Origin of the sequence: Salmonella sp. 32100201201700099SM (assembly GCF_017572645.1) — a bacterium.
Classification (GTDB): Bacteria; Pseudomonadota; Gammaproteobacteria; order Enterobacterales; family Enterobacteriaceae; genus Salmonella; species Salmonella enterica.
This window is the reverse complement of record NZ_JAGERQ010000010.1, coordinates 60187-79723: the sequence shown is the minus strand read 5'-3', so window position 1 is coordinate 79723 and position 19537 is coordinate 60187. Positions and strand designations below refer to the sequence as shown.

The following is a 19537-nucleotide window of genomic DNA, read 5'->3' as shown; positions in this document are numbered from 1 at the left end:
GTTGCCAACTTATGACAGAACATCACTGGAGAGTAATCTGTTTGCTCTTACGGTGTTTATAGCGCGCCATCTGACGGATGGTTTATATCTGGCCCGGTATTGTCGCCCCGCGCGTTGGCGTCACCGTGTGCTGTGTCGGTATAGCGTGGTATCATGAAATCATAATGTCACCTTTGGTTCAGGTTTTTCATCCAGCGTCAATGGCGGTGCCGGGGCAAATAACGGGGCGAAAATAACGCCGCTGATCACCACGCTTAGCGAGCCAATGACCCCATAAAAGAAGAAGTTAAGGTCAGTGGCATAGCGTGCGCCCAGCACGGTAATGACGCTGATAATAATTCCTAAAACCGCACTCCCGGCATTTGCTCGTTTAAAGAAAATGCCCAGCATGAACAGACCGGTCATTGGCCCTCCCATCAGACCTATCAGACTATTAAATGCATCCCAGATTTCTGATTCATCGGCCATGACCAGCCATACCGAGGCCGCGCTACTTATCAGGCCCGCGACCAGAATAACTAACTTAGCTATTTTCATACGGTTTTCTGGCGTTCTTTTTTTATGACTCAAACGCTGATAGATATCGGAATTAAAACAACTGGAAATGCTGTTTAAGCTGCTGGAGATACTGGACTGCGCAGCAGCGAAAATAGCGGCGATTATCAACCCTGCAATGCCGACTGGCATTTCGGTGACCACGAATAAGGGTAAAATGCCGCCAGTGTTGAATCCCGCCGGTAATAATTGTGGATGTTGCTGATAGTAGACAAACAATGCCGAGCCTATAGCAAAAAAGAAAACAGGGATCACAGCAACCAGTTTGGCATTTGTAAGTAATGTTTTCTTCGTTTCCTCTATGGAGTCAGTCACGATATAGCGTTGGACCACATCCTGACTGGCAGTAAATTGCTGAATATTGGCAAACAGAAAACCAATCATCAATACAGGTACTGTGCTTTCCGTCCAGCTCCAGTGGAACTGCGTAGCCGGAAAGAATTTATCCGCTTGCTGCGTCACCGTAAAAATTTCACCAATGCCGCCCTGGACTTTGAGACATATCACTATAAAAATCAGTATCGCGCTGCCAGAAAGTAAGAGGCCTTGAATAACATCAGTCCATATTACTCCTTCAATTCCACCCATCCAAGTATAAATGATACACATCACGCTAATCAACAGTACCAAAATCACCGGGTCTATAGCGATGAAGGGGCGCAAGGCCAGCACGGTGAGGAAAGTGATAATGGCGATACGTCCGATATGAAACAACATAAATGACATGCTGGCGAATAGACGGCAGCGCACATCGAACCGTGCTTCGAGATATTCATAGGCTGATGTGACTTTCAATTTCCGAAAAAACGGAATATAGAAATAAAAAACCAGCGGTAAAATTGCGATAGCCAGATACTGACCAATGATAAACGTCCAGTCGGAAGTAAACGCTTTGGCAGGAATTGACATAAATGTAATTGAGCTTAACGTAGTAGCAAATACACTGACCCCAGCCGCCCAACCAGGAACCCGGCCACCACCGCGAAAATAATCGTCTGCTGTTTTTTGCCGTCTGGAAAAATAGACACCGACTAACATCATGGCCAGGAGGTAACCAAATAATACAAGATAATTAACGATGCCGAAAGAATGTGTAATCATAGTTCTTTCCTGCTTATGGTTTTGAGTAGAGTTGCGGTCATCGTCTGTGTATTTTTATCTTCCCATCATTCAGACGATACGATATTCAGATCAAGTAATAGTTTTTGTTAATCTCAATGACGCTAATCATGAGATGTAAAAGGCAGAGCATTTATGCTCCACCAATGGTGATGCCCAGACGCATGTCCTGCCGGATACCTGAAATAGCAGCTATCCGATATTGCGTTCAAACAGGTTTCAGGCCTGGGTATCGTATTTGCCGATAGCATTATTAACGTCGGATCATTCTCTGAGACATAAATATCAATAGTAAGCGTGTTCATTTTCTTTTCCTGTTCAGCGTCTTACTGCGTGACTGAACCACTGACAGATATGCTCGATACGGGTGATAGCGGAACCAACGGTAACTGCCCAGGCACCATGCTCAATAGCATTGGCCGCCAGTGCAGGCGTGTTATAGCGCCCCTCGGCAATCACACGACAACCTGCATGGCTCAGTTGTGTCACCATTGCCAAATCTGGCTCAACCGGCGTGATGGGGCCGGTATAGCCAGACAGTGTTGTACCAATGAATTCGATTCCTTTCTGATGGCAACTTATGCCTTCATTCACGGTTGAACAGTCTGCCATCGCCAGTAATCCATGCAGGCGAATACGTGTCAGTAAACTATCAATATCAACCGGGCGAGAGCGGAATGAGGCATCAAAAGCGATAATATCGGCACCTGCCTGCGCCAGGGCGTCAACATCCTGTAAATAGGGAGTGATACGGACTGGCGACCCTGTAAGGTCACGTTTAATTATCCCAATAATAGGAACAGAAAGATGGGGACGAACAGTCCGCAGATTCTCAATGCCTTCAATGCGCACAGCGACCGCACCCGCCGAAGCCGCTGCCTGTGCCATTGCAGCCACAATTTCAGGTTTATCCATAGGGCTGCCTGGTACCGGTTGGCATGAGACAATCAGCCCACCGTTTTCGTGTACACTTTGTTCCAGCCTGGCTAATAGTGACATCCAGTTCCGCCTTATATATTTTGAAGTTTTGCTCCGTTTTATGTTATGTTGTGGAGCGTTGCTGCATCAAGCAAAAAGATAGAAAAATGTGAACACAGTCATAAGGTATGTTTGTTATTCAATTACTGCGCCAGCGGATTTGAGGCTATAACCTGAAGCTACAAGACAAATACAATTCACTCTGACGGCAGCATGCTGTATTTTATTAACTGCTTCCGGCATAAAGATAAAATGCTCAGAAGGAGCTTATACGCCACGGGATAGCCAGTATGAAATGCATCACATAATTCTTGTTGTATTTATTCGAATGCTATCACTAATGAGTTTGACCATAACAGGTCACCCATAATCACTTCTAACATCACCATGGTGTGCTTTTACCTCGCACATGATAACCCCATGTAATTATTTTTAGCGCTTGGTCACATTTTGTCATTATCATTGTTGAAATTGTGCACCATAAGATCACTAATGATGAAGCTTTACTCCAATTGTATTTCTTCGCATGGGGATGCAGATGAAAAATTTTAAGAAAATGATGACGCTAATGGCGCTATGTTTATCAGTCGCTATCACCACATCAGGATATGCAACGACGCTTCCTGATATACCAGAACCACTGAAAAATGGTACTGGCGCTATTGATAATAATGGCGTGATTTATGTCGGCTTAGGTACCGCAGGGACATCCTGGTATAAAATTGATCTTAAAAAGCAACATAAAGACTGGGAGCGTATAAAGTCGTTTCCTGGTGGAGCTCGTGAGCAATCCGTGTCGGTATTTTTAAATGATGAGCTTTATGTTTTTGGTGGCGTAGGGAAAAAAACAGTGAATCACCGTTGCAGGTTTATAGCGATGTGTACAAATACTCACCGGTGAAAAATACATGGCAAAAAGTTGACACTATATCTCCAGTTGGATTAACAGGGCATACGGGAGTAAAATTAAACGAAACGATGGTACTTATTACCGGAGGGGTTAATGAGCATATCTTTGATAAGTATTTTATTGATATAGCGGCTGCGGCTGCGGATGAAAGTGAAAAAAATAAAGTCATCTATAATTATTTTAATAAACCTGCCAAAGATTATTTTTTTAATAAAATCATATTTATCTACAATGCTAAAGAGAACACATGGAAGAATGCCGGTGAGCTGCCAGACGTGGGGACGGCAGGATCGTCATCGGTAATGGAAAATAATTTCCTGATGCTGATTAATGGTGAGCTCAAACCGGGTTTACGTACCGATGTGATTTACCGCGCCATGTGGGATAACGACAAGCTAACATGGTTGAAGAACAGCCAGTTACCGCCATCGCCTGGAGAACAACAGCAAGAAGGGTTGGCCGGAGCATTTTCGGGCTATAGTCACGGTGTCCTGCTTGTCGGTGGTGGCGCGAATTTTCCGGGAGCAAAACAAAATTATACCAATGGAAAGTTTTACTCCCACGAAGGAATAAATAAAAAATGGCGAGATGAAGTCTATGGTTTGGTTAATGGCCATTGGCAATATATGGGTAAAATGAAACAACCTCTCGGCTATGGTGTATCAGTAAGTTATGGTGATGAAGTTTTCCTTATTGGTGGTGAAAATGCTAAAGGGAAACCTGTTTCGTCTGTAACCTCCTTTACCATGTGTGATGGTAATTTATTAATAAAATAATTTTTTAAATACAAAAATAAAGTTAATTGATGAGCGGAGTATTTTATGAAAATCAACAAATATCTTCTGGGTATGGTTTCGTTTATAGCATTTTCATCATATCTACAAGCGGCAACCCTTGATTATCGGCATGAATATGCTGATAGAACAAGAATTAATAAAGACCGTATTGCTATAATTGAAAAGCTTCCTAACGGCATTGGTTTTTATGTCGATGCCAGCGTTAAATCGGGAGGAGTAGATGGTGAGCAGGATAAGCATTTAAGCGATCTCGTCGCAAACGCTATAGAACTGGGCGTAAGTTATAATTATAAAGTTACGGACAATTTTGTTTTGCAGCCTGGATTTATATTTGAAAGCGGTCCAGACACTTCAATTTATAAGCCTTATTTAAGGGGGCAATATAATTTTGATTCTGGTGTTTATATGGCTGGTCGTTACCGTTATGACTATGCAAGGAAGACAGCTAACTATAGTGATGATGAGAAAACGAATAGATTTGATACTTATATAGGTTATGTTTTTGATGAGTTGAAATTAGAATATAACTTTACCTGGATGGATAGCGATCAAATTAAATTTGATAACAAAAAAACAAACTATGAACATAATGTGGCTTTAGCCTGGAAACTGAATAAGTCATTTACACCATACGTTGAGGTCGGAAATGTAGCGGTGAGAAATAATACCGATGAGAGACAGACCCGTTATCGTGTTGGATTACAATACCACTTTTGAGAAAGGTTAAAGAGTTACTGTACTAATCTTTGCTTAGTATTCATATCGATAATCTTATAGCCCGTGGCTACGTTACAGAACGTTAGACTTTGTCTTGAGTATTCACGTCCTTAACGTAGCTACGAATAAGGATGATAAACAATGAATATACGTCTTACATAGCTACGATCTCAGGCGGTTGTCGGAAAGTGCCGGTTGATTGTGTCTTATTCGGCAATTGATATGACTTAAAAATTAATTCCGTAAGCATTTCAGACGGTAACAGCAAATAAGGGTTTTATTGTGATAGCAAAATTCTTCCCGTGGTATAGCGAGATAACTCGTCCACAAAAAAATGCTTTATTTTCAGCATGGCTGGGTTACGTTTTTGATGGCTTCGACTTTATGCTGATTTTCTACATTATGTATCTGATCAAGGCTGACTTAGGATTGACAGATATGGAGGGCGCATTCCTTGCCACAGCGGCCTTTATTGGGCGACCATTTGGCGGGGCGCTATTTGGTCTGCTGGCAGACAAATTTGGCCGTAAGCCGTTGATGATGTGGTCGATAGTTGCCTATTCTGTAGGTACAGGGTTAAGTGGCCTGGCTTCCGGTGTAATTATGCTGACGCTTAGTCGCTTCATTGTCGGTATGGGGATGGCGGGGGAGTATGCTTGCGCTTCTACTTATGCCGTGGAAAGTTGGCCAAAGCATTTAAAATCTAAAGCGAGCGCATTTCTGGTTTCAGGTTTCGGTATTGGTAACATCATAGCAGCCTATTTTATGCCGTCATTTGCCGAAGCGTATGGTTGGCGTGCTGCTTTTTTTGTCGGTTTGCTACCCGTTCTTTTAGTAATCTACATCCGGGCCAGGGCTCCTGAATCTAAAGAGTGGGAAGAAGCCAAACTCAGTGGTCCCGGAAAGCATTCACAAAGTGCCTGGTCAGTTTTCTCTTTGTCAATGAAAGGGCTATTTAATCAAGCTCAATTTCCACTAACATTATGTGTATTTATTGTTCTGTTCTCTATTTTCGGCGCAAACTGGCCGATCTTTGGTCTACTGCCTACATATTTGGCGGGAGAGGGCTTTGATACGGGCGTGGTCTCTAATTTAATGACGGCGGCGGCATTCGGCACTGTATTGGGAAATATCGTTTGGGGTCTGTGCGCAGATAGAATTGGTTTGAAGAAAACGTTCAGCATTGGTCTTCTCATGTCCTTTTTATTCATTTTCCCGTTATTCAGAATTCCGCAAGATAATTATTTACTGCTGGGCGCATGTTTATTCGGTTTAATGGCGACTAACGTAGGTGTTGGCGGGTTGGTTCCCAAATTTCTCTACGACTACTTTCCTCTTGAGGTTCGTGGTTTGGGTACCGGGCTGATTTATAATCTTGCTGCGACATCAGGCACATTCAATTCAATGGCGGCGACCTGGCTTGGAATAACAATGGGGCTAGGCGCTGCGCTAACGTTCATTGTTGCTTTCTGGACCGCAACAATTCTACTCATTATTGGCCTATCCATTCCGGATAGACTAAAAGCACGTCGTGAAAGTTTTCAATCAACAAAAGAATTTTAATAGAGGATAAATGATGACGAAATACGGTGTTGTAGGTACAGGTTATTTTGGCGCTGAACTGGCGCGATTTATGTCTAAGGTTGAAGGGGCGAAAATCACTGCGATTTACGATCCGGTAAATGCGGCTCCGATAGCGAAAGAGCTGAACTGTGTCGCCACTGCAACGATGGAGGCGCTTTGTACCCATCCTGATGTGGATTGCGTAATTATTGCTTCACCAAATTACTTACGTAAAGCGCCGGTCATTGCGGCGGCTAAAGCGGGTAAACACGTGTTTTGTGAAAAACCTATCGCCTTAAATTACCAGGATTGTAAGGATATGGTTGATGCCTGCAAAGAAGCTGGTGTTACCTTTATGGCGGGTCACGTTATGAACTTTTTTCACGGGGTTCGCCACGCTAAAGCGCTCATCAAAGCCGGTGAAATTGGTGAAGTTACACAAGTTCACACTAAACGTAATGGTTTTGAAGACGTGCAGGATGAGATCTCATGGAAGAAGATTCGCGCAAAGTCAGGTGGGCATCTGTACCATCACATTCACGAGCTAGATTGTACACTGTTCATCATGGATGAAACCCCATCCCTGGTTTCAATGGCGGCGGGGAATGTTGCGCACAAAGGTGAAAAATTTGGTGATGAAGATGATGTTGTCCTGATCACCCTTGAGTTTGAAAGCGGTCGTTTCGCGACACTTCAGTGGGGATCATCGTTCCACTACCCTGAGCACTATGTATTAATTGAGGGCACGACAGGTGCAATTCTCATTGATATGCAAAACACGGCTGGTTATCTAATAAAAGCGGGCAAAAAAACACACTTTCTTGTGCATGAAAGCCAGGCGGAGGATGATGATCGTCGCAACGGTAACATATCCAGCGAGATGGATGGCGCAATCGCTTATGGTAAACCCGGTAAACGTACGCCGATGTGGCTCTCATCAATTATGAAACTGGAGATGCAGTACTTGCATGATGTGATAAACGGTCTGGAGCCAGGCGAGGAGTTTGCTAAATTGCTAACGGGAGAAGCGGCGACAAATGCCATTGCTACCGCTGATGCTGCGACGCTTTCCTCAAACGAGGGGCGCAAAGTTAAACTCACTGAAATTCTTGGCTAAAATTGAAAGCCGGATGGTGGTGTTATTGGCCGGTGGCGCTGCGCTTATGTAGACTGGATAAGGCGCCTGTGAACTGTGCCGCCATCCGGCAATGGACGGGTCACATATAAGCAAAAAGCCCGTACTTTCGTACGAGCTCTTTCTTAAATATGGCGGTGAGGGGGGGATTCGAACCCCCGATACGTTGCCGTATACACACTTTCCAGGCGTGCTCCTTCAGCCACTCGGACACCTCACCATATTGTCGCTCCAGCATTACTGGAACGGGCGCTAATGTAGGGAAATATCTTTTCTACGTCAATCAACTTTTTTAAAAAAAAAGCGCGTTTATACAAACTTCCATCAATCTGTGGTTTTAATAAGCGAAAACTGCTTTTTTTGCCCGCGCCGGGAAATTTGCTATGCTGCACATCCCGTTGAAAACGCTGATAACAGGCGCAATCACATTCCGCACCATACTGCTCAGGAGATAACATGGAGATAATTTTTTATCACCCGACATTTAACGCCGCCTGGTGGGTAAATGCGCTGGAGAAGGCTCTCCCACATGCGCGCGTTCGTGAATGGAAGGTCGGTGATAACAACCCCGCAGACTATGCGCTTGTATGGCAGCCCCCGGTTGAAATGCTGGCCGGAAGACGCTTAAAAGCCGTCTTTGCGCTGGGCGCGGGGGTGGATGCAATTCTGAGTAAATTAAATGCGCATCCGGAAATGCTGGACGCCTCCATTCCTCTGTTCCGTCTGGAAGATACCGGAATGGGCCTGCAAATGCAGGAATATGCCGTCAGCCAGGTATTACACTGGTTCCGCCGTTTCGATGATTATCAGGCGCTGAAAAATCAGGCGCTATGGAAACCGTTGCCGGAATATACCCGCGAAGAATTTAGCGTCGGTATCATGGGCGCAGGGGTGCTGGGCGCAAAAGTGGCAGAAAGTCTACAGGCGTGGGGGTTCCCGTTACGTTGCTGGAGTCGTAGCCGCAAATCCTGGCCTGGCGTGGAAAGTTATGTGGGGCGTGAAGAGCTGCGCGCTTTCCTGAACCAGACGCGGGTGCTGATTAATCTGCTGCCGAATACGGCCCAAACGGTAGGAATTATTAATAGCGAATTGTTGGATCAATTGCCGGATGGCGCTTACGTGCTGAATCTCGCGCGCGGCGTTCATGTTCAGGAGGCGGATCTGCTGGCTGCGCTTGATAGCGGTAAGCTAAAAGGCGCGATGTTGGATGTCTTTAGCCAGGAACCGTTACCGCAGGAAAGTCCATTATGGCGCCATCCGCGAGTCGCCATGACGCCGCACATTGCGGCAGTCACCCGTCCGGCGGAAGCCATCGATTATATTAGCCGCACCATTACCCAGCTGGAGAAGGGAGAGCCGGTGACGGGGCAGGTGGATCGGGCGAGAGGATATTGACATCAACCCGGCGCGGGCCGGGTTTCGCTAAAAAACGCTGGCGATACCTGCTATCCTTGTCGGAAATGACTACAGGAGAGAGCAATGTATCCCGTTGACCTGCATATGCATACCGTCGCCAGCACTCATGCCTACAGTACTCTGAGCGATTATATCGCGGAAGCCAAACGCAAAGGCATTAAACTTTTTGCGATTACCGATCATGGTCCGGACATGGAAGATGCGCCGCATCACTGGCATTTTATTAACATGCGCATCTGGCCGCGTCTGGTTGACGGCGTGGGGATACTGCGTGGCATTGAGGCGAATATCAAGAACATTAACGGTGAAATTGATTGTTCCGGAAAGATGTTCGACTCGCTGGATCTGATTATCGCAGGCTTCCATGAGCCCGTTTTTGCGCCACATGATAAAGAAACCAATACCCAGGCGATGATCGCGACCATCGCCAGCGGCAAGGTGCATATAATTAGTCACCCCGGAAATCCAAAGTATCCAGTGGAGGTTAAAGCCATCGCGCAGGCGGCGGCGAAACACCATGTAGCGCTGGAAATCAACAACTCTTCTTTTCTGCATTCGCGTAAAGGAAGCGAAGATAATTGCCGCGCGGTCGCTGCCGCCGTACGCGATGCGGGAGGCTGGGTAGCGTTAGGCTCTGATTCCCATACGGCCTTTACGCTTGGCGATTTCACCGAATGCCGGAAAATTCTGGATGCGGTGAATTTTCCGGAAGATCGAATCCTGAACGTCTCGCCGCAGCGCTTACTGGCCTTTCTCGAATCACGCGGTATGGCGCCTGTACCGGAATTTGCCGAACTTTAATCGTTATTTATGGGAAGATATCAATGAATGAGTTTTCAATCCTGTGCCGTGTGCTGGGATCGTTGTTTTACCGCCAACCGCAAGATCCTTTACTGGTTCCGCTGTTTACGTTAATCCGTGAAGGTAAACTGGCGGCAAACTGGCCGCTGGAGCAGGATGACATGCTGGCGCGTTTACAGAAAAGCTGCGATATCACGCAGATTTCCACTGATTACAATGCGTTATTTGTTGGGGAAGAGTGCGCGGTAGCGCCATACCGCAGTGCGTGGGTCGAAGGCGCGGAAGAGTCTGAGGTGCGCGCTTTTTTAACGTCGCGAGGGATGCCGCTGGCCGATACGCCTGCCGATCACATTGGCACTTTATTGCTCGCGGCCTCCTGGCTGGAAGATCAGTCTGCCGAAGATGAAAGTGAAGCGCTGGAAACCTTATTTGCCGATTATCTGCTTCCCTGGTGCAATACCTTCCTCGGTAAAGTTGAAGCCCATGCCGTTACGCCATTCTGGCGCACTCTGGCGCCGCTAACGCGTGATGCGATAGGGGCCATGTGGGATGAACTTCAGGAAGAAGATGAAGAATAATGTGATGTAAATCACCATTAACTGCAACGAGTTTTACATCATTGCATAAAATGTGTGCGCGATCTCATTAATGTGCCGCTTTTCTGTTATGATGCGCGCCATGAACATACTTCTTTCTATTGCTATCACGACGGGCATCCTTTCTGGAATATGGGGATGGGTGGCCGTCTCCCTGGGGTTACTAAGCTGGGCCGGTTTTTTAGGCTGTACGGCTTATTTCGCCTGTCCGCAGGGCGGCTTTAAGGGATTGTTGATTTCCGCCTGTACGCTGTTAAGCGGTATGGTGTGGGCGCTGGTCATTATTCACGGTAGCGCGTTGGCGCCGCATCTGGAAATTGTCAGTTACGTGTTGACGGGGATCGTGGCATTCCTGATGTGTATCCAGGCAAAGCAGCTATTGCTTTCTTTTGTTCCGGGAACATTTATCGGCGCCTGCGCGACATTTGCAGGGCAGGGTGACTGGCGGTTGGTATTACCGTCGCTGGCGCTGGGGCTAATCTTTGGCTATGCCATGAAAAATAGTGGGCTATGGCTGGCATCACGCCGCGAGCAACATTCAGCGAATACGGCGGTCACAAAATAAAAAAGCGTGGGGTTCTTCCCCACGCTTTGTCGTATTCATCAGGATTCTGGCGGTACTGACAGCTCACGGTATTTCACCAGAATATCATTTTGCCTGTCCGCTTTATTCTGCAAATCCCACAGTCCGCGATCGATACCATCATTAATGAGGAAGATAACGCCGGTTTCAATGGCTGACATCAGACACAGCATCACCGGTTCGTTCGAGGTATAGCCGATTTCGCCTTCCAGTAAGCGCTGGTAATCAATAAAACGGAACACGCCTGCCTGTACTTCATAGGAAAGGATCGTTTTACTGGTGTTCACCGAGGAAAGGATCTCGCCCGTACTGACGTTAACCACGCGCAGGTTGACAGCAATCTGATCCAGCTGATACTGCGTATCGGCGCCAATACCGAAATATCTTGCGCCGACCCCGCCGGATTTGACGTTACTTTCATAACCAATAATAGAACCTTCCACCATAATATTTGCCGCCGTCAGCGACTGAAGCGGGATACGGTTATTCATCGCCACGGTGCCGTTTTCCTGGGCTGCGCGAATAATTTTCCGTTCATTCAAAAGATTCTGTAAGCCTTGTCGTTCCAGCGGGATAAACCAGCGCGAATCTTTCAGCGCAGTGACCAACATAGCGGTGGCGCTCTGCGGCACAGCCGTAGAAAAGTTACTTGCCGGGTAAGGTTTAAATTGGCCCGTTTCATCCTGAATGTTATATACCGAAACAAAGATCTTACCGGTGGGAGCAGGTAAGTGCGTCAAATCTTTGTAACTTTGTGCGCGGGGCATTAATGTCGGTTTCGCAGCTTGTTTCGGCGGGGCAGTTAAGCATCCGCTCAACAATAAAACGGCAACCAAAATAAGTAAGCGCGGCATGATTTATATCCTTTAGTGACTGTAGCTTAAAAATCGGTTGACTGAGTTTGTAAACCTGACACTTCGATGGTCGAGGTTCTTCCCGTTTTTCTGTCCGTGACGTTGAGCTGGAGCTGTCCGTCGCGATTAGCGATATCGATAATAAAATCGTTGGTCACCATACGTCCTGGTTTCCCGGTATTAATATTGGTCAACAAGCCGCCCAGAATTTGCGATTGAATAGCCTGCGTAAAGTTATCCAACGCTGAGGGGGTTTCGATACCAAAATCGTTATCATAAGCGGGGTCTTTATATGAATTTTGCGCCTGGGCGCTATTCAATAAAAAGGAACCGTTATTGGGGTTTCCACCAAAGTTAGGATTACGGAACTGGAACGTCATATTTCCAGCCTAGGTTAATGGCGAAAAAAGCATGAGCAGCACTACTGCATGTTTAACACGCATGACAGCCTCCGGATAAAAATCATGTTTTAGAATTCATCACGCGCTAAATCACTCGTACTTAATAGCGTTTGATCTATTTGTCGGCGATTTAATGCTTCCTCTGTTTGCGCTAATGCGAAGACGACGGTTTTCTCGAAGTCTCTTTTCATTGGAAATAAAAAGGTCTGGAAAATAACGTCCTGATTTACCGTTATGGTGATCCAGCTTCCCCAACGCGCACTGGGTCTTTCATTAATGGTCAGATTGCCGGTGTATTCGCTTTCCCATTTGTCGCTGAATGCACGATAGAATTCATGTCCTATCGAAGAGACGGTATGGTCGGTTAACAATCCGGGAACCTCGACTTCAACTTCATTGGCATGCAGGTTTCCGGTAGCGAACAGTAACTCTGCTGCTACAATCCAGGTCAGATAGCGTTTCATGGCCTTACCGCCTGAGATTATCGTTTGCCCATGAAACTGCCTGGGTGCGATTTTTGACAGCTATCTTTTTGAAAAGATTATAAAGATGTGTCTTAACCGTATTCTCGCTGATAAATAGCGACCTCGCGATTTCATTATTAGAGGCACCAATACGTAACTTATTGAGGATCTCTTTTTCGCGATGAGTGAGTAATGCGGACTCGGTGCTGTTGTAGCGGTAATTTCCTGAGTGCGTAATCAGGTAACTGGCTAATTTTTGTGAAAAATAGCATTCGCCACGCAGAATACCCTGTAATCCGCTGACCACGTGTTCCTGGTCTTCAGTGGCGTAAAACACGCCGTTAATATGAGGCCAGTTTTCAATTTCACGGTAGGGATAATCGTCAGGGGTATTTAACAATAATGTTTTTATATTATTGTTTTTGCGGCTTAAATTATCCTGCCAATAGTGGATAAGCTTCTTATCCGCTTCCATCATATCCATTAAAACAATGCAACTGGCTGAGATATCTTCCAGAGAACGTTGAATATTATGCAGTTTTCCGGTTATGGCCAGCGATTGCTTTAAATGTTGCAATAATGCCGTAGCTTGCAGAGATGGCTTTGTGATCAACAATAGTGTGTGACCATGACTACTATGGACTTCATTAAACATGATGAAACTCCACTTTTTTTAATCGCACATCTGACAGCTGCCCCCATAAAATAAAGGCACCAGAAGTACTGACAGATGTTGCACTGCTGTGGGTTGAAATAGCCCATTATCCAGAAAGAGAAAAATATTTACGAAAATACTTTTAACTGTTTTTAATCTAGCTATTACAAATCTTAAAGCAAGTGTTAAACTTGTAACAAAATATAAAAATATATATTAAAATGTTGTTTTTGGGTTTTTTTGAAGTTTATATTTGATAGTAAAGTTGTACATTTCGCTGTTATTGCATAGATTTAAAAAATCATACAAATTATAATAATTCATTGATTTTTAATCATTTTAATTATTATATGTTATGTTTTGATTTTATTTTTTCTTAAAATTTGAGACGTGGCATTAACCTGGACAGCACAAAGACAAAAAAAACGAAGTGTGTCACGTCTTGTGCGTATTGCCCCCCATGGGAAGCATAAGAACATCCCCATGGCGGCATAACACACACCAAAACTTCATTTTTTGGGTTCGCGATACACTCTCTTCTGTGGCCAAAAATCAATTATAAAAAATCACATGGCTATCGTTTTATTAGTACTTTGGTATGAGCTTAAATAACAAAATACCACGCGTGGGTGAGTTATTAAAAATGTTTCCACGGACATACTCTTCATCGTAACGACGCGTTAACAAAAAACGCATGTCGCTAACAAAGTAATAGATAATTTTCGCTATGTACGACCAGGTCCAGGGTGACAGCATGAAAAACAAATTGTTATTTATGATGTTGACAATACTGGGTGCGCCTGGGATTGCAACCGCGACAAATTATGATCTGGCTCGTTCAGAGTATAATTTTGCGGTAAATGAATTAAGCAAGTCTTCATTTAATCAGGCGGCCATTATTGGTCAAGTCGGCACGGATAATAGTGCCAGAGTACGCCAGGAAGGATCAAAACTATTGTCCGTTATTTCACAAGAAGGAGGAAATAATCGGGCGAAAGTCGACCAGGCAGGGAATTATAACTTTGCGTATATTGAGCAAACGGGCAATGCCAACGATGCCAGTATATCGCAAAGCGCTTACGGTAATAGTGCGGCTATTATCCAGAAAGGTTCTGGAAATAAGGCCAATATTACCCAGTACGGTACGCAGAAAACAGCAGTTGTAGTGCAGAAACAGTCGCATATGGCTATTCGCGTCACCCAACGCTAATACCGTTACGACTTTTAAATCAATCCGATGGGGGTTTTATCATGAAACTTTTAAAAGTGGCAGCATTCGCAGCAATCGTAGTTTCTGGCAGTGCTCTGGCTGGCGTCGTTCCACAATGGGGCGGCGGCGGTAATCATAACGGCGGCGGCAATAGTTCCGGCCCGGACTCAACGTTGAGCATTTATCAGTACGGTTCCGCTAACGCTGCGCTTGCTCTGCAAAGCGATGCCCGTAAATCTGAAACGACTATTACCCAGAGCGGTTATGGTAACGGCGCCGATGTAGGCCAGGGTGCGGATAACAGTACTATTGAACTGACTCAGAATGGTTTCAGAAACAATGCCACCATCGACCAGTGGAACGCTAAAAACTCCGATATTACTGTCGGTCAATACGGCGGTAATAACGCTGCGCTGGTTAATCAGACCGCATCTGATTCCAGCGTAATGGTGCGTCAGGTTGGTTTTGGCAACAACGCCACGGCTAACCAGTATTAATTTAGCGTCTGCGCTAATAAAAAAGCAGGGCGTAAGCCCTGTTTTTTTTCGGGAGGAAATTATGCATACTTTATTGCTCCTTGCCGCACTTTCAAATCAGATTACGTTTACCACGACTCAGCAAGGCGATATTTACACGGTGATCCCTCAGGTCACATTAAACGAACCCTGCGTCTGTCTGGTGCAAATTCTCTCTGTGCGCGACGGCGTCGGGGGACAAAGCCATACACAGCAAAAACAAACGCTATCTTTACCTGCTAATCAACCGATTGAGTTGTCTCGTCTTAGTGTAAATATATCTTCAGAGGACTCGGTTAAAATTATTGTTACTGTTTCGGACGGACAATCACTGCATTTATCACAACAATGGCCGCCTTCTGCACAGTAGTTTTTGATGGTGGCGGAAATGGATTGGCTGACCTGGGTATTAAAGAGGCGATAAAAGCGTCTCATCGTCTCGGCATGTCGCTAAAAGGTAACGCCGAACCCTCGAGGATGACTAATCATTGAGGAGTTAACATGTCCGTAATCAAGAAAAATATCCCTGCCATAGGCCTGTGTATCTGCGCTTTTTTTATCCATTCTGCGGTAGGGCAACAAACGGTACAGGGCGGCGTTATCCATTTTCGCGGCGCGATTGTTGAGCCACTGTGCGATATTTCTACTCACGCCGAAAATATTGATTTAACCTGCCTACGCGAAGGTAAAAAGCAAATGCACCGGATAGACCTTCGGCAGGCATCTGGATTACCGCAGGATATTCAGTCCATTGCGACGGTACGGCTGCATTATCTCGATGCGCAAAAAAGCCTGGCGGTGATGAATATTGAGCACCGTTAACGGCGGTGTCATAGATATAAAAAGAGCGACTCTGTTGAAAGCCCTGCTGTACACTTTGCAGATAAGGTGAGACAAAAGGGGGGGGGTTATGACATCACGTCTTCAGGTCATACAGGGTGATATCACTCAACTTAGCGTCGATGCGATTGTGAATGCCGCTAACGCATCATTAATGGGCGGCGGTGGCGTAGACGGCGCGATTCATCGCGCGGCGGGGCCGGCATTGCTGGACGCCTGTAAACTCATCCGTCAGCAACAGGGCGAATGTCAGACGGGACATGCGGTTATCACGCCTGCTGGCAAGCTTTCGGCAAAGGCGGTTATTCACACAGTGGGGCCCGTCTGGCGAGGCGGCGAACACCAGGAAGCTGAGCTACTCGAAGAGGCATACCGGAATTGTTTGCTGCTTGCCGAGGCGAATCACTTTCGTTCCATCGCTTTTCCGGCAATCAGTACCGGCGTTTATGGCTATCCACGCGCCCAGGCCGCTGAAGTCGCCGTCAGGACGGTTTCAGATTTTATTACCCGTTACGCTCTGCCTGAACAGGTATACTTTGTCTGTCATGATGAAGAAACAGCCCGGCTTTACGCAAGATTACTTACTCAGCAAGGCGACGACCCTGCCTGATAAAACACGCCTGGAGCGTGCCGTTGAACCGCTATGCGCGCGCCATCCCGGAGAGTGCGGCATTCTTGCGCTGGATAACAGTCTGGACGCTTTTGCCGCCCGCTACCGCCTGACCGAAATGGCGGCGCGGACGCTGGATGTGCAGTATTATATTTGGGAAGACGATATGTCCGGGCGGCTGCTCTTTTCGGTTCTGCTGTCGGCGGCGAAGCGCGGCGTTCATGTTCGTCTGCTGCTGGATGATAACAATACGCCTGGTCTGGATGATACGTTGCGCTTGCTGGATAGCCATCCTAATATCGAAGTTCGTCTGTTTAATCCTTTCTCTTTTCGTACGCTACGCGCGCTGGGATATTTGACGGATTTTGCGCGGCTGAATCGGCGGATGCACAATAAAAGTTACACTGCCGACGGCGTAGTGACGCTGGTCGGTGGGCGCAACATCGGCGATGCCTATTTCGGCGCTGGCGAGGAGCCGCTATTTTCCGATCTGGACGTGATGGCCATTGGCCCGGTGGTCAATGATGTCGCCAATGATTTTGAACGTTACTGGCGCTGTAGTTCAGTGTCGACATTGCAGCAAGTATTATCCCTTTCTGAGCAGGAACTGACGCAGCGTATCGAACTTCCCGAATCCTGGTATAACGATGAGATCACCCGCCGTTATCTGCATAAGCTGGAAACCAGCCAGTTTATGGCGGATCTCGATTGCGGAACGTTGCCGCTGATTTGGGCAAAAACACGCTTGCTTAGCGATGACCCTTCTAAAGGCGAGGGGAAGGCGCAGCGCCATTCGCTTCTTCCGCAGCGATTATTTGACGTGATGGGGTCGCCGACGGAGCGTATCGACATTATTTCCGCTTACTTTGTCCCTACGCGCGCAGGCGTGGCGCAGTTGCTTAATCTGGTCAGGAAAGGTGTGAAGATCGCCATCTTAACTAACTCTCTGGCGGCCAACGATGTGGCGGTCGTTCACGCAGGGTACGCGCGCTGGCGCAAGAAATTACTGCGCTATGGCGTGGAGCTCTACGAACTGAAACCGACCCGCGAACATGAAACCGCCGTACATGATCGCGGACTCACCGGGAACTCAGGTTCCAGCTTACATGCTAAAACGTTCAGTATTGATGGTAGTAAGGTGTTTATCGGGTCGCTTAATTTTGATCCCCGTTCAACGCTTTTAAATACCGAAATGGGCTTTGTCATTGAAAGTGAAACGCTGGCGACGCTTATTCATAAGCGTTTTACGCAGAGCCAACGCGATGCGGCCTGGCAACTGCGGCTGGATCGCTGGGGACGAATTAACTGGATCGATCGTCAGCAAGAAGAGGAAAAGGTGTTAAAGAAAGAACCCGCTACGCGTTTCTGGCAGCGAGTTCTGGTACGGTTGGCGGCAATTTTACCTGTGGAATGGTTGCTGTGAACCCGCGCGCGGAAAACTACCCGATCGCGGCGCGGCTTTCTTGTTTTACCGGCGGTTTACCTGAAAAGAGAAATTTCAGGAGCGGGATGCGTAAATGAATTTCATACAGAATTAACGCAATACCCATAACAAATATCAGCCCGCACAAGAACCCGATCAGGTTGGAGGAGATATGCGGTGTAATATACGCGCCAAAGAAAAGCGTTAAGGGATGATGCACCAGATAAATAAACAGCGAAGCATTCACGAAATAGGTGACACGCGCGGACTGAAAGTTTAACAAGCGATGCCCCAGTGAAAATACCACGTTCACCATCCATAGCCCCATTACCATCGTAATCACGGATTCGGTTTCGTACATCCAGGCGTCGCCGCTCCCATAACGTTGATTCAGCAGATACGCGATAAAAGCAACGGCAGCGCCTAAAGTGCATCCGCGTGAGGGCGTGGTGAAGCGCGCTTTCAGATCGGGGTGAATGAAGGCCAACGCGCCGAGAATAAAAAACGGCACATAAAATAGCGTTTGCATCACAATAAAATTGAACATGCCGTCACTGAGGATTGCCGGATATACGATGAAAATAATGCGCCTGATAGCGGCGTAAGCCATCCCCAGCAGGAAAAAAATAAGCGAAAGCCTGGCCAGTGAAATAGCGGCGGGACGAGGCTTGCTTGTTTCCTGCCTTTTTTGGAACCAGGTAAAAATCCCGATGCTGACTGTGGTTAATATCACCAGCACCAGTAAAAACCACAGATGTGAAATGAGTTCCCACGCTAACGTATTATATTTTTCATAGGCAGAGAGTGTAGGCCAGTTCTCTGTTTTCTCTTTGACATATTGCAACAGGATAAATTGCGGCAAGGTAAGCAAAGGGATTGCGGTAAGCATGGGAATACCCACACGTTCTACCCGTACTTTCCACCAGCGTTTTAACGGATAACGTAAAAACAACATGTACGAAAAATAACCAGAAATAACAAAAAACACCTGCATACGAAAAGCGTGGATAAAATCGTTAAACAGGGTTAGCCACCACGATGGCGTGGCGCTATTGACATGCCAACTGTGAGTGGAATAGATCAACGAGATATGAAAGGGAATCCCTAACAACATCAGCCATGCGCGGATAGAGTCAAGAAAATATTCGCGCGGCGCGGGTACAGAGCTCATATAAGGTCACGTATTCTCAGATTTTTCACCTTATCCATAAGGCGAATTATAGTTACATTCGGTAGCAACCCTACACCAACTCCGACAACCTGTCTCCAGGATAAGCACGCAAAGTGAAAACAGGCGCGGGAGGTGCTTAATCCATGAGCCAGCGCGCTGAACAAAGCCTGGATTCAGTTGTCGTAATGCCTGATTATCCATTAAAATGGATCGGATCGATATAA

At 46.4% G+C, this 19537-nt stretch carries 20 protein-coding genes, 1 tRNA gene and 1 pseudogene; 14 read left to right on the top strand and 8 right to left on the bottom strand.

What is annotated here, in order from left to right:
• Positions 1-159: 159 nt before the first annotated feature.
• Together J4685_RS16510 and J4685_RS16505 are read right to left on the bottom strand one after the other, a co-directional pair.
• Positions 160-1656 (bottom strand): sodium:solute symporter, encoded by a 1497-nt coding sequence (locus tag J4685_RS16510; protein WP_000628085.1) that lies wholly within the window; start codon positions 1654-1656, stop codon positions 160-162.
• 336 nt (positions 1657-1992) lie between these two features.
• Positions 1993-2673 (bottom strand): N-acetylmannosamine-6-phosphate 2-epimerase, encoded by a 681-nt coding sequence (locus J4685_RS16505; protein WP_000054244.1) that lies wholly within the window; start codon positions 2671-2673, stop codon positions 1993-1995.
• 505 nt (positions 2674-3178) lie between these two features.
• Between J4685_RS16505 and J4685_RS16500 the strand changes: the two are divergent.
• The 4 genes and pseudogenes from J4685_RS16500 (at position 3179) to J4685_RS16485 (ending at position 7756) form a co-directional block, all read left to right on the top strand.
• Positions 3179-4338 (top strand): annotated as a pseudogene (locus J4685_RS16500) (N-acetylneuraminate epimerase).
• Positions 4339-4383: 45 nt separating this feature from the next.
• Complete coding sequence (locus J4685_RS16495) at positions 4384-5076, top strand: oligogalacturonate-specific porin KdgM family protein (protein ID WP_000700610.1); 693 nt, start codon at positions 4384-4386, stop codon at positions 5074-5076.
• 282 nt (positions 5077-5358) lie between these two features.
• Positions 5359-6639: an MFS transporter gene (locus tag J4685_RS16490; protein WP_000560757.1), complete on the top strand. Its 1281-nt coding sequence runs from the start codon at positions 5359-5361 to the stop codon at positions 6637-6639.
• A 10-nt stretch (positions 6640-6649) separates the two neighbouring features.
• Positions 6650-7756 (top strand): Gfo/Idh/MocA family protein, encoded by a 1107-nt coding sequence (locus tag J4685_RS16485; protein WP_000988591.1) that lies wholly within the window; start codon positions 6650-6652, stop codon positions 7754-7756.
• 150 nt (positions 7757-7906) lie between these two features.
• Here the strand turns inward: J4685_RS16485 and J4685_RS16480 are convergent.
• A tRNA-Ser gene (locus tag J4685_RS16480) sits at positions 7907-7994 on the bottom strand.
• A 236-nt stretch (positions 7995-8230) separates the two neighbouring features.
• Between J4685_RS16480 and ghrA the strand changes: the two genes are divergently transcribed.
• From ghrA to J4685_RS16460, 4 genes are all read left to right on the top strand, one after another.
• A complete protein-coding gene (gene ghrA, locus J4685_RS16475) occupies positions 8231-9169 on the top strand; it encodes a glyoxylate/hydroxypyruvate reductase GhrA (RefSeq protein WP_000402552.1) in 939 nt (312 codons plus the stop codon).
• An 84-nt stretch (positions 9170-9253) separates the two neighbouring features.
• Positions 9254-9991: a phosphatase gene (locus J4685_RS16470; RefSeq protein ID WP_000283643.1), complete on the top strand. Its 738-nt coding sequence runs from the start codon at positions 9254-9256 to the stop codon at positions 9989-9991.
• A 23-nt stretch (positions 9992-10014) separates the two neighbouring features.
• The gene (locus tag J4685_RS16465) at positions 10015-10569 is read left to right on the top strand and encodes a molecular chaperone (RefSeq protein ID WP_001001883.1); all 555 of its coding nucleotides are present in this window, start codon (positions 10015-10017) and stop codon (positions 10567-10569) included.
• 100 nt (positions 10570-10669) lie between these two features.
• Entirely contained in the window at positions 10670-11152 is a 483-nt protein-coding gene (locus J4685_RS16460; RefSeq protein WP_001546652.1) for a DUF1097 domain-containing protein, read from the top strand.
• Positions 11153-11190: 38 nt separating this feature from the next.
• Here the strand turns inward: J4685_RS16460 and csgG are convergent, their stop codons facing one another.
• The 4 genes from csgG to csgD all read right to left on the bottom strand — a co-directional run bounded on the left by csgG (position 11191) and on the right by csgD (position 13544).
• The gene (gene csgG, locus J4685_RS16455; protein ID WP_001137620.1) at positions 11191-12024 is read right to left on the bottom strand and encodes a curli production assembly/transport protein CsgG; all 834 of its coding nucleotides are present in this window, start codon (positions 12022-12024) and stop codon (positions 11191-11193) included.
• 26 nt (positions 12025-12050) lie between these two features.
• On the bottom strand, positions 12051-12404 hold the full coding sequence (gene csgF / locus J4685_RS16450; protein ID WP_000143883.1) for a curli production assembly/transport protein CsgF: 354 nt from the start codon (positions 12402-12404) through the stop codon (positions 12051-12053).
• Positions 12405-12493: 89 nt separating this feature from the next.
• Positions 12494-12889 (bottom strand): curli production assembly/transport protein CsgE, encoded by a 396-nt coding sequence (gene csgE, locus J4685_RS16445; protein WP_000833307.1) that lies wholly within the window; start codon positions 12887-12889, stop codon positions 12494-12496.
• 4 nt (positions 12890-12893) lie between these two features.
• Positions 12894-13544 (bottom strand): biofilm master transcriptional regulator CsgD, encoded by a 651-nt coding sequence (gene csgD / locus J4685_RS16440; RefSeq protein WP_000481519.1) that lies wholly within the window; start codon positions 13542-13544, stop codon positions 12894-12896.
• 754 nt (positions 13545-14298) lie between these two features.
• Between csgD and csgB the strand changes: the two genes are divergently transcribed.
• The 6 genes from csgB to J4685_RS16410 all read left to right on the top strand — a co-directional run bounded on the left by csgB (position 14299) and on the right by J4685_RS16410 (position 18142).
• Positions 14299-14754, top strand: coding sequence for a curli minor subunit CsgB (gene csgB / locus J4685_RS16435; protein WP_000791655.1), 456 nt, complete (start codon positions 14299-14301; stop codon positions 14752-14754).
• 41 nt (positions 14755-14795) lie between these two features.
• On the top strand, positions 14796-15251 hold the full coding sequence (gene csgA, locus J4685_RS16430; RefSeq protein WP_000771416.1) for a curli major subunit CsgA: 456 nt from the start codon (positions 14796-14798) through the stop codon (positions 15249-15251).
• 61 nt (positions 15252-15312) lie between these two features.
• Entirely contained in the window at positions 15313-15639 is a 327-nt protein-coding gene (gene csgC, locus J4685_RS16425) for a curli assembly chaperone CsgC (RefSeq protein WP_000557254.1), read from the top strand.
• A 131-nt stretch (positions 15640-15770) separates the two neighbouring features.
• Positions 15771-16091: a type 1 fimbrial protein gene (locus J4685_RS16420; protein ID WP_000111253.1), complete on the top strand. Its 321-nt coding sequence runs from the start codon at positions 15771-15773 to the stop codon at positions 16089-16091.
• Positions 16092-16179: 88 nt separating this feature from the next.
• Positions 16180-16719: an O-acetyl-ADP-ribose deacetylase gene (gene ymdB, locus J4685_RS16415; protein ID WP_000203942.1), complete on the top strand. Its 540-nt coding sequence runs from the start codon at positions 16180-16182 to the stop codon at positions 16717-16719.
• Positions 16655-18142 (top strand): phospholipase D family protein, encoded by a 1488-nt coding sequence (locus J4685_RS16410; protein WP_011233080.1) that lies wholly within the window; start codon positions 16655-16657, stop codon positions 18140-18142. The genes ymdB and J4685_RS16410 overlap by 65 nt, the downstream gene beginning before the upstream one ends.
• Before the next feature lie 16 nt (positions 18143-18158).
• Here the strand turns inward: J4685_RS16410 and mdoC are convergent, their stop codons facing one another.
• Entirely contained in the window at positions 18159-19313 is a 1155-nt protein-coding gene (gene mdoC, locus J4685_RS16405; protein ID WP_000100069.1) for a glucans biosynthesis protein MdoC, read from the bottom strand.
• Between the last annotated feature and the right edge of the window lie 224 nt (positions 19314-19537).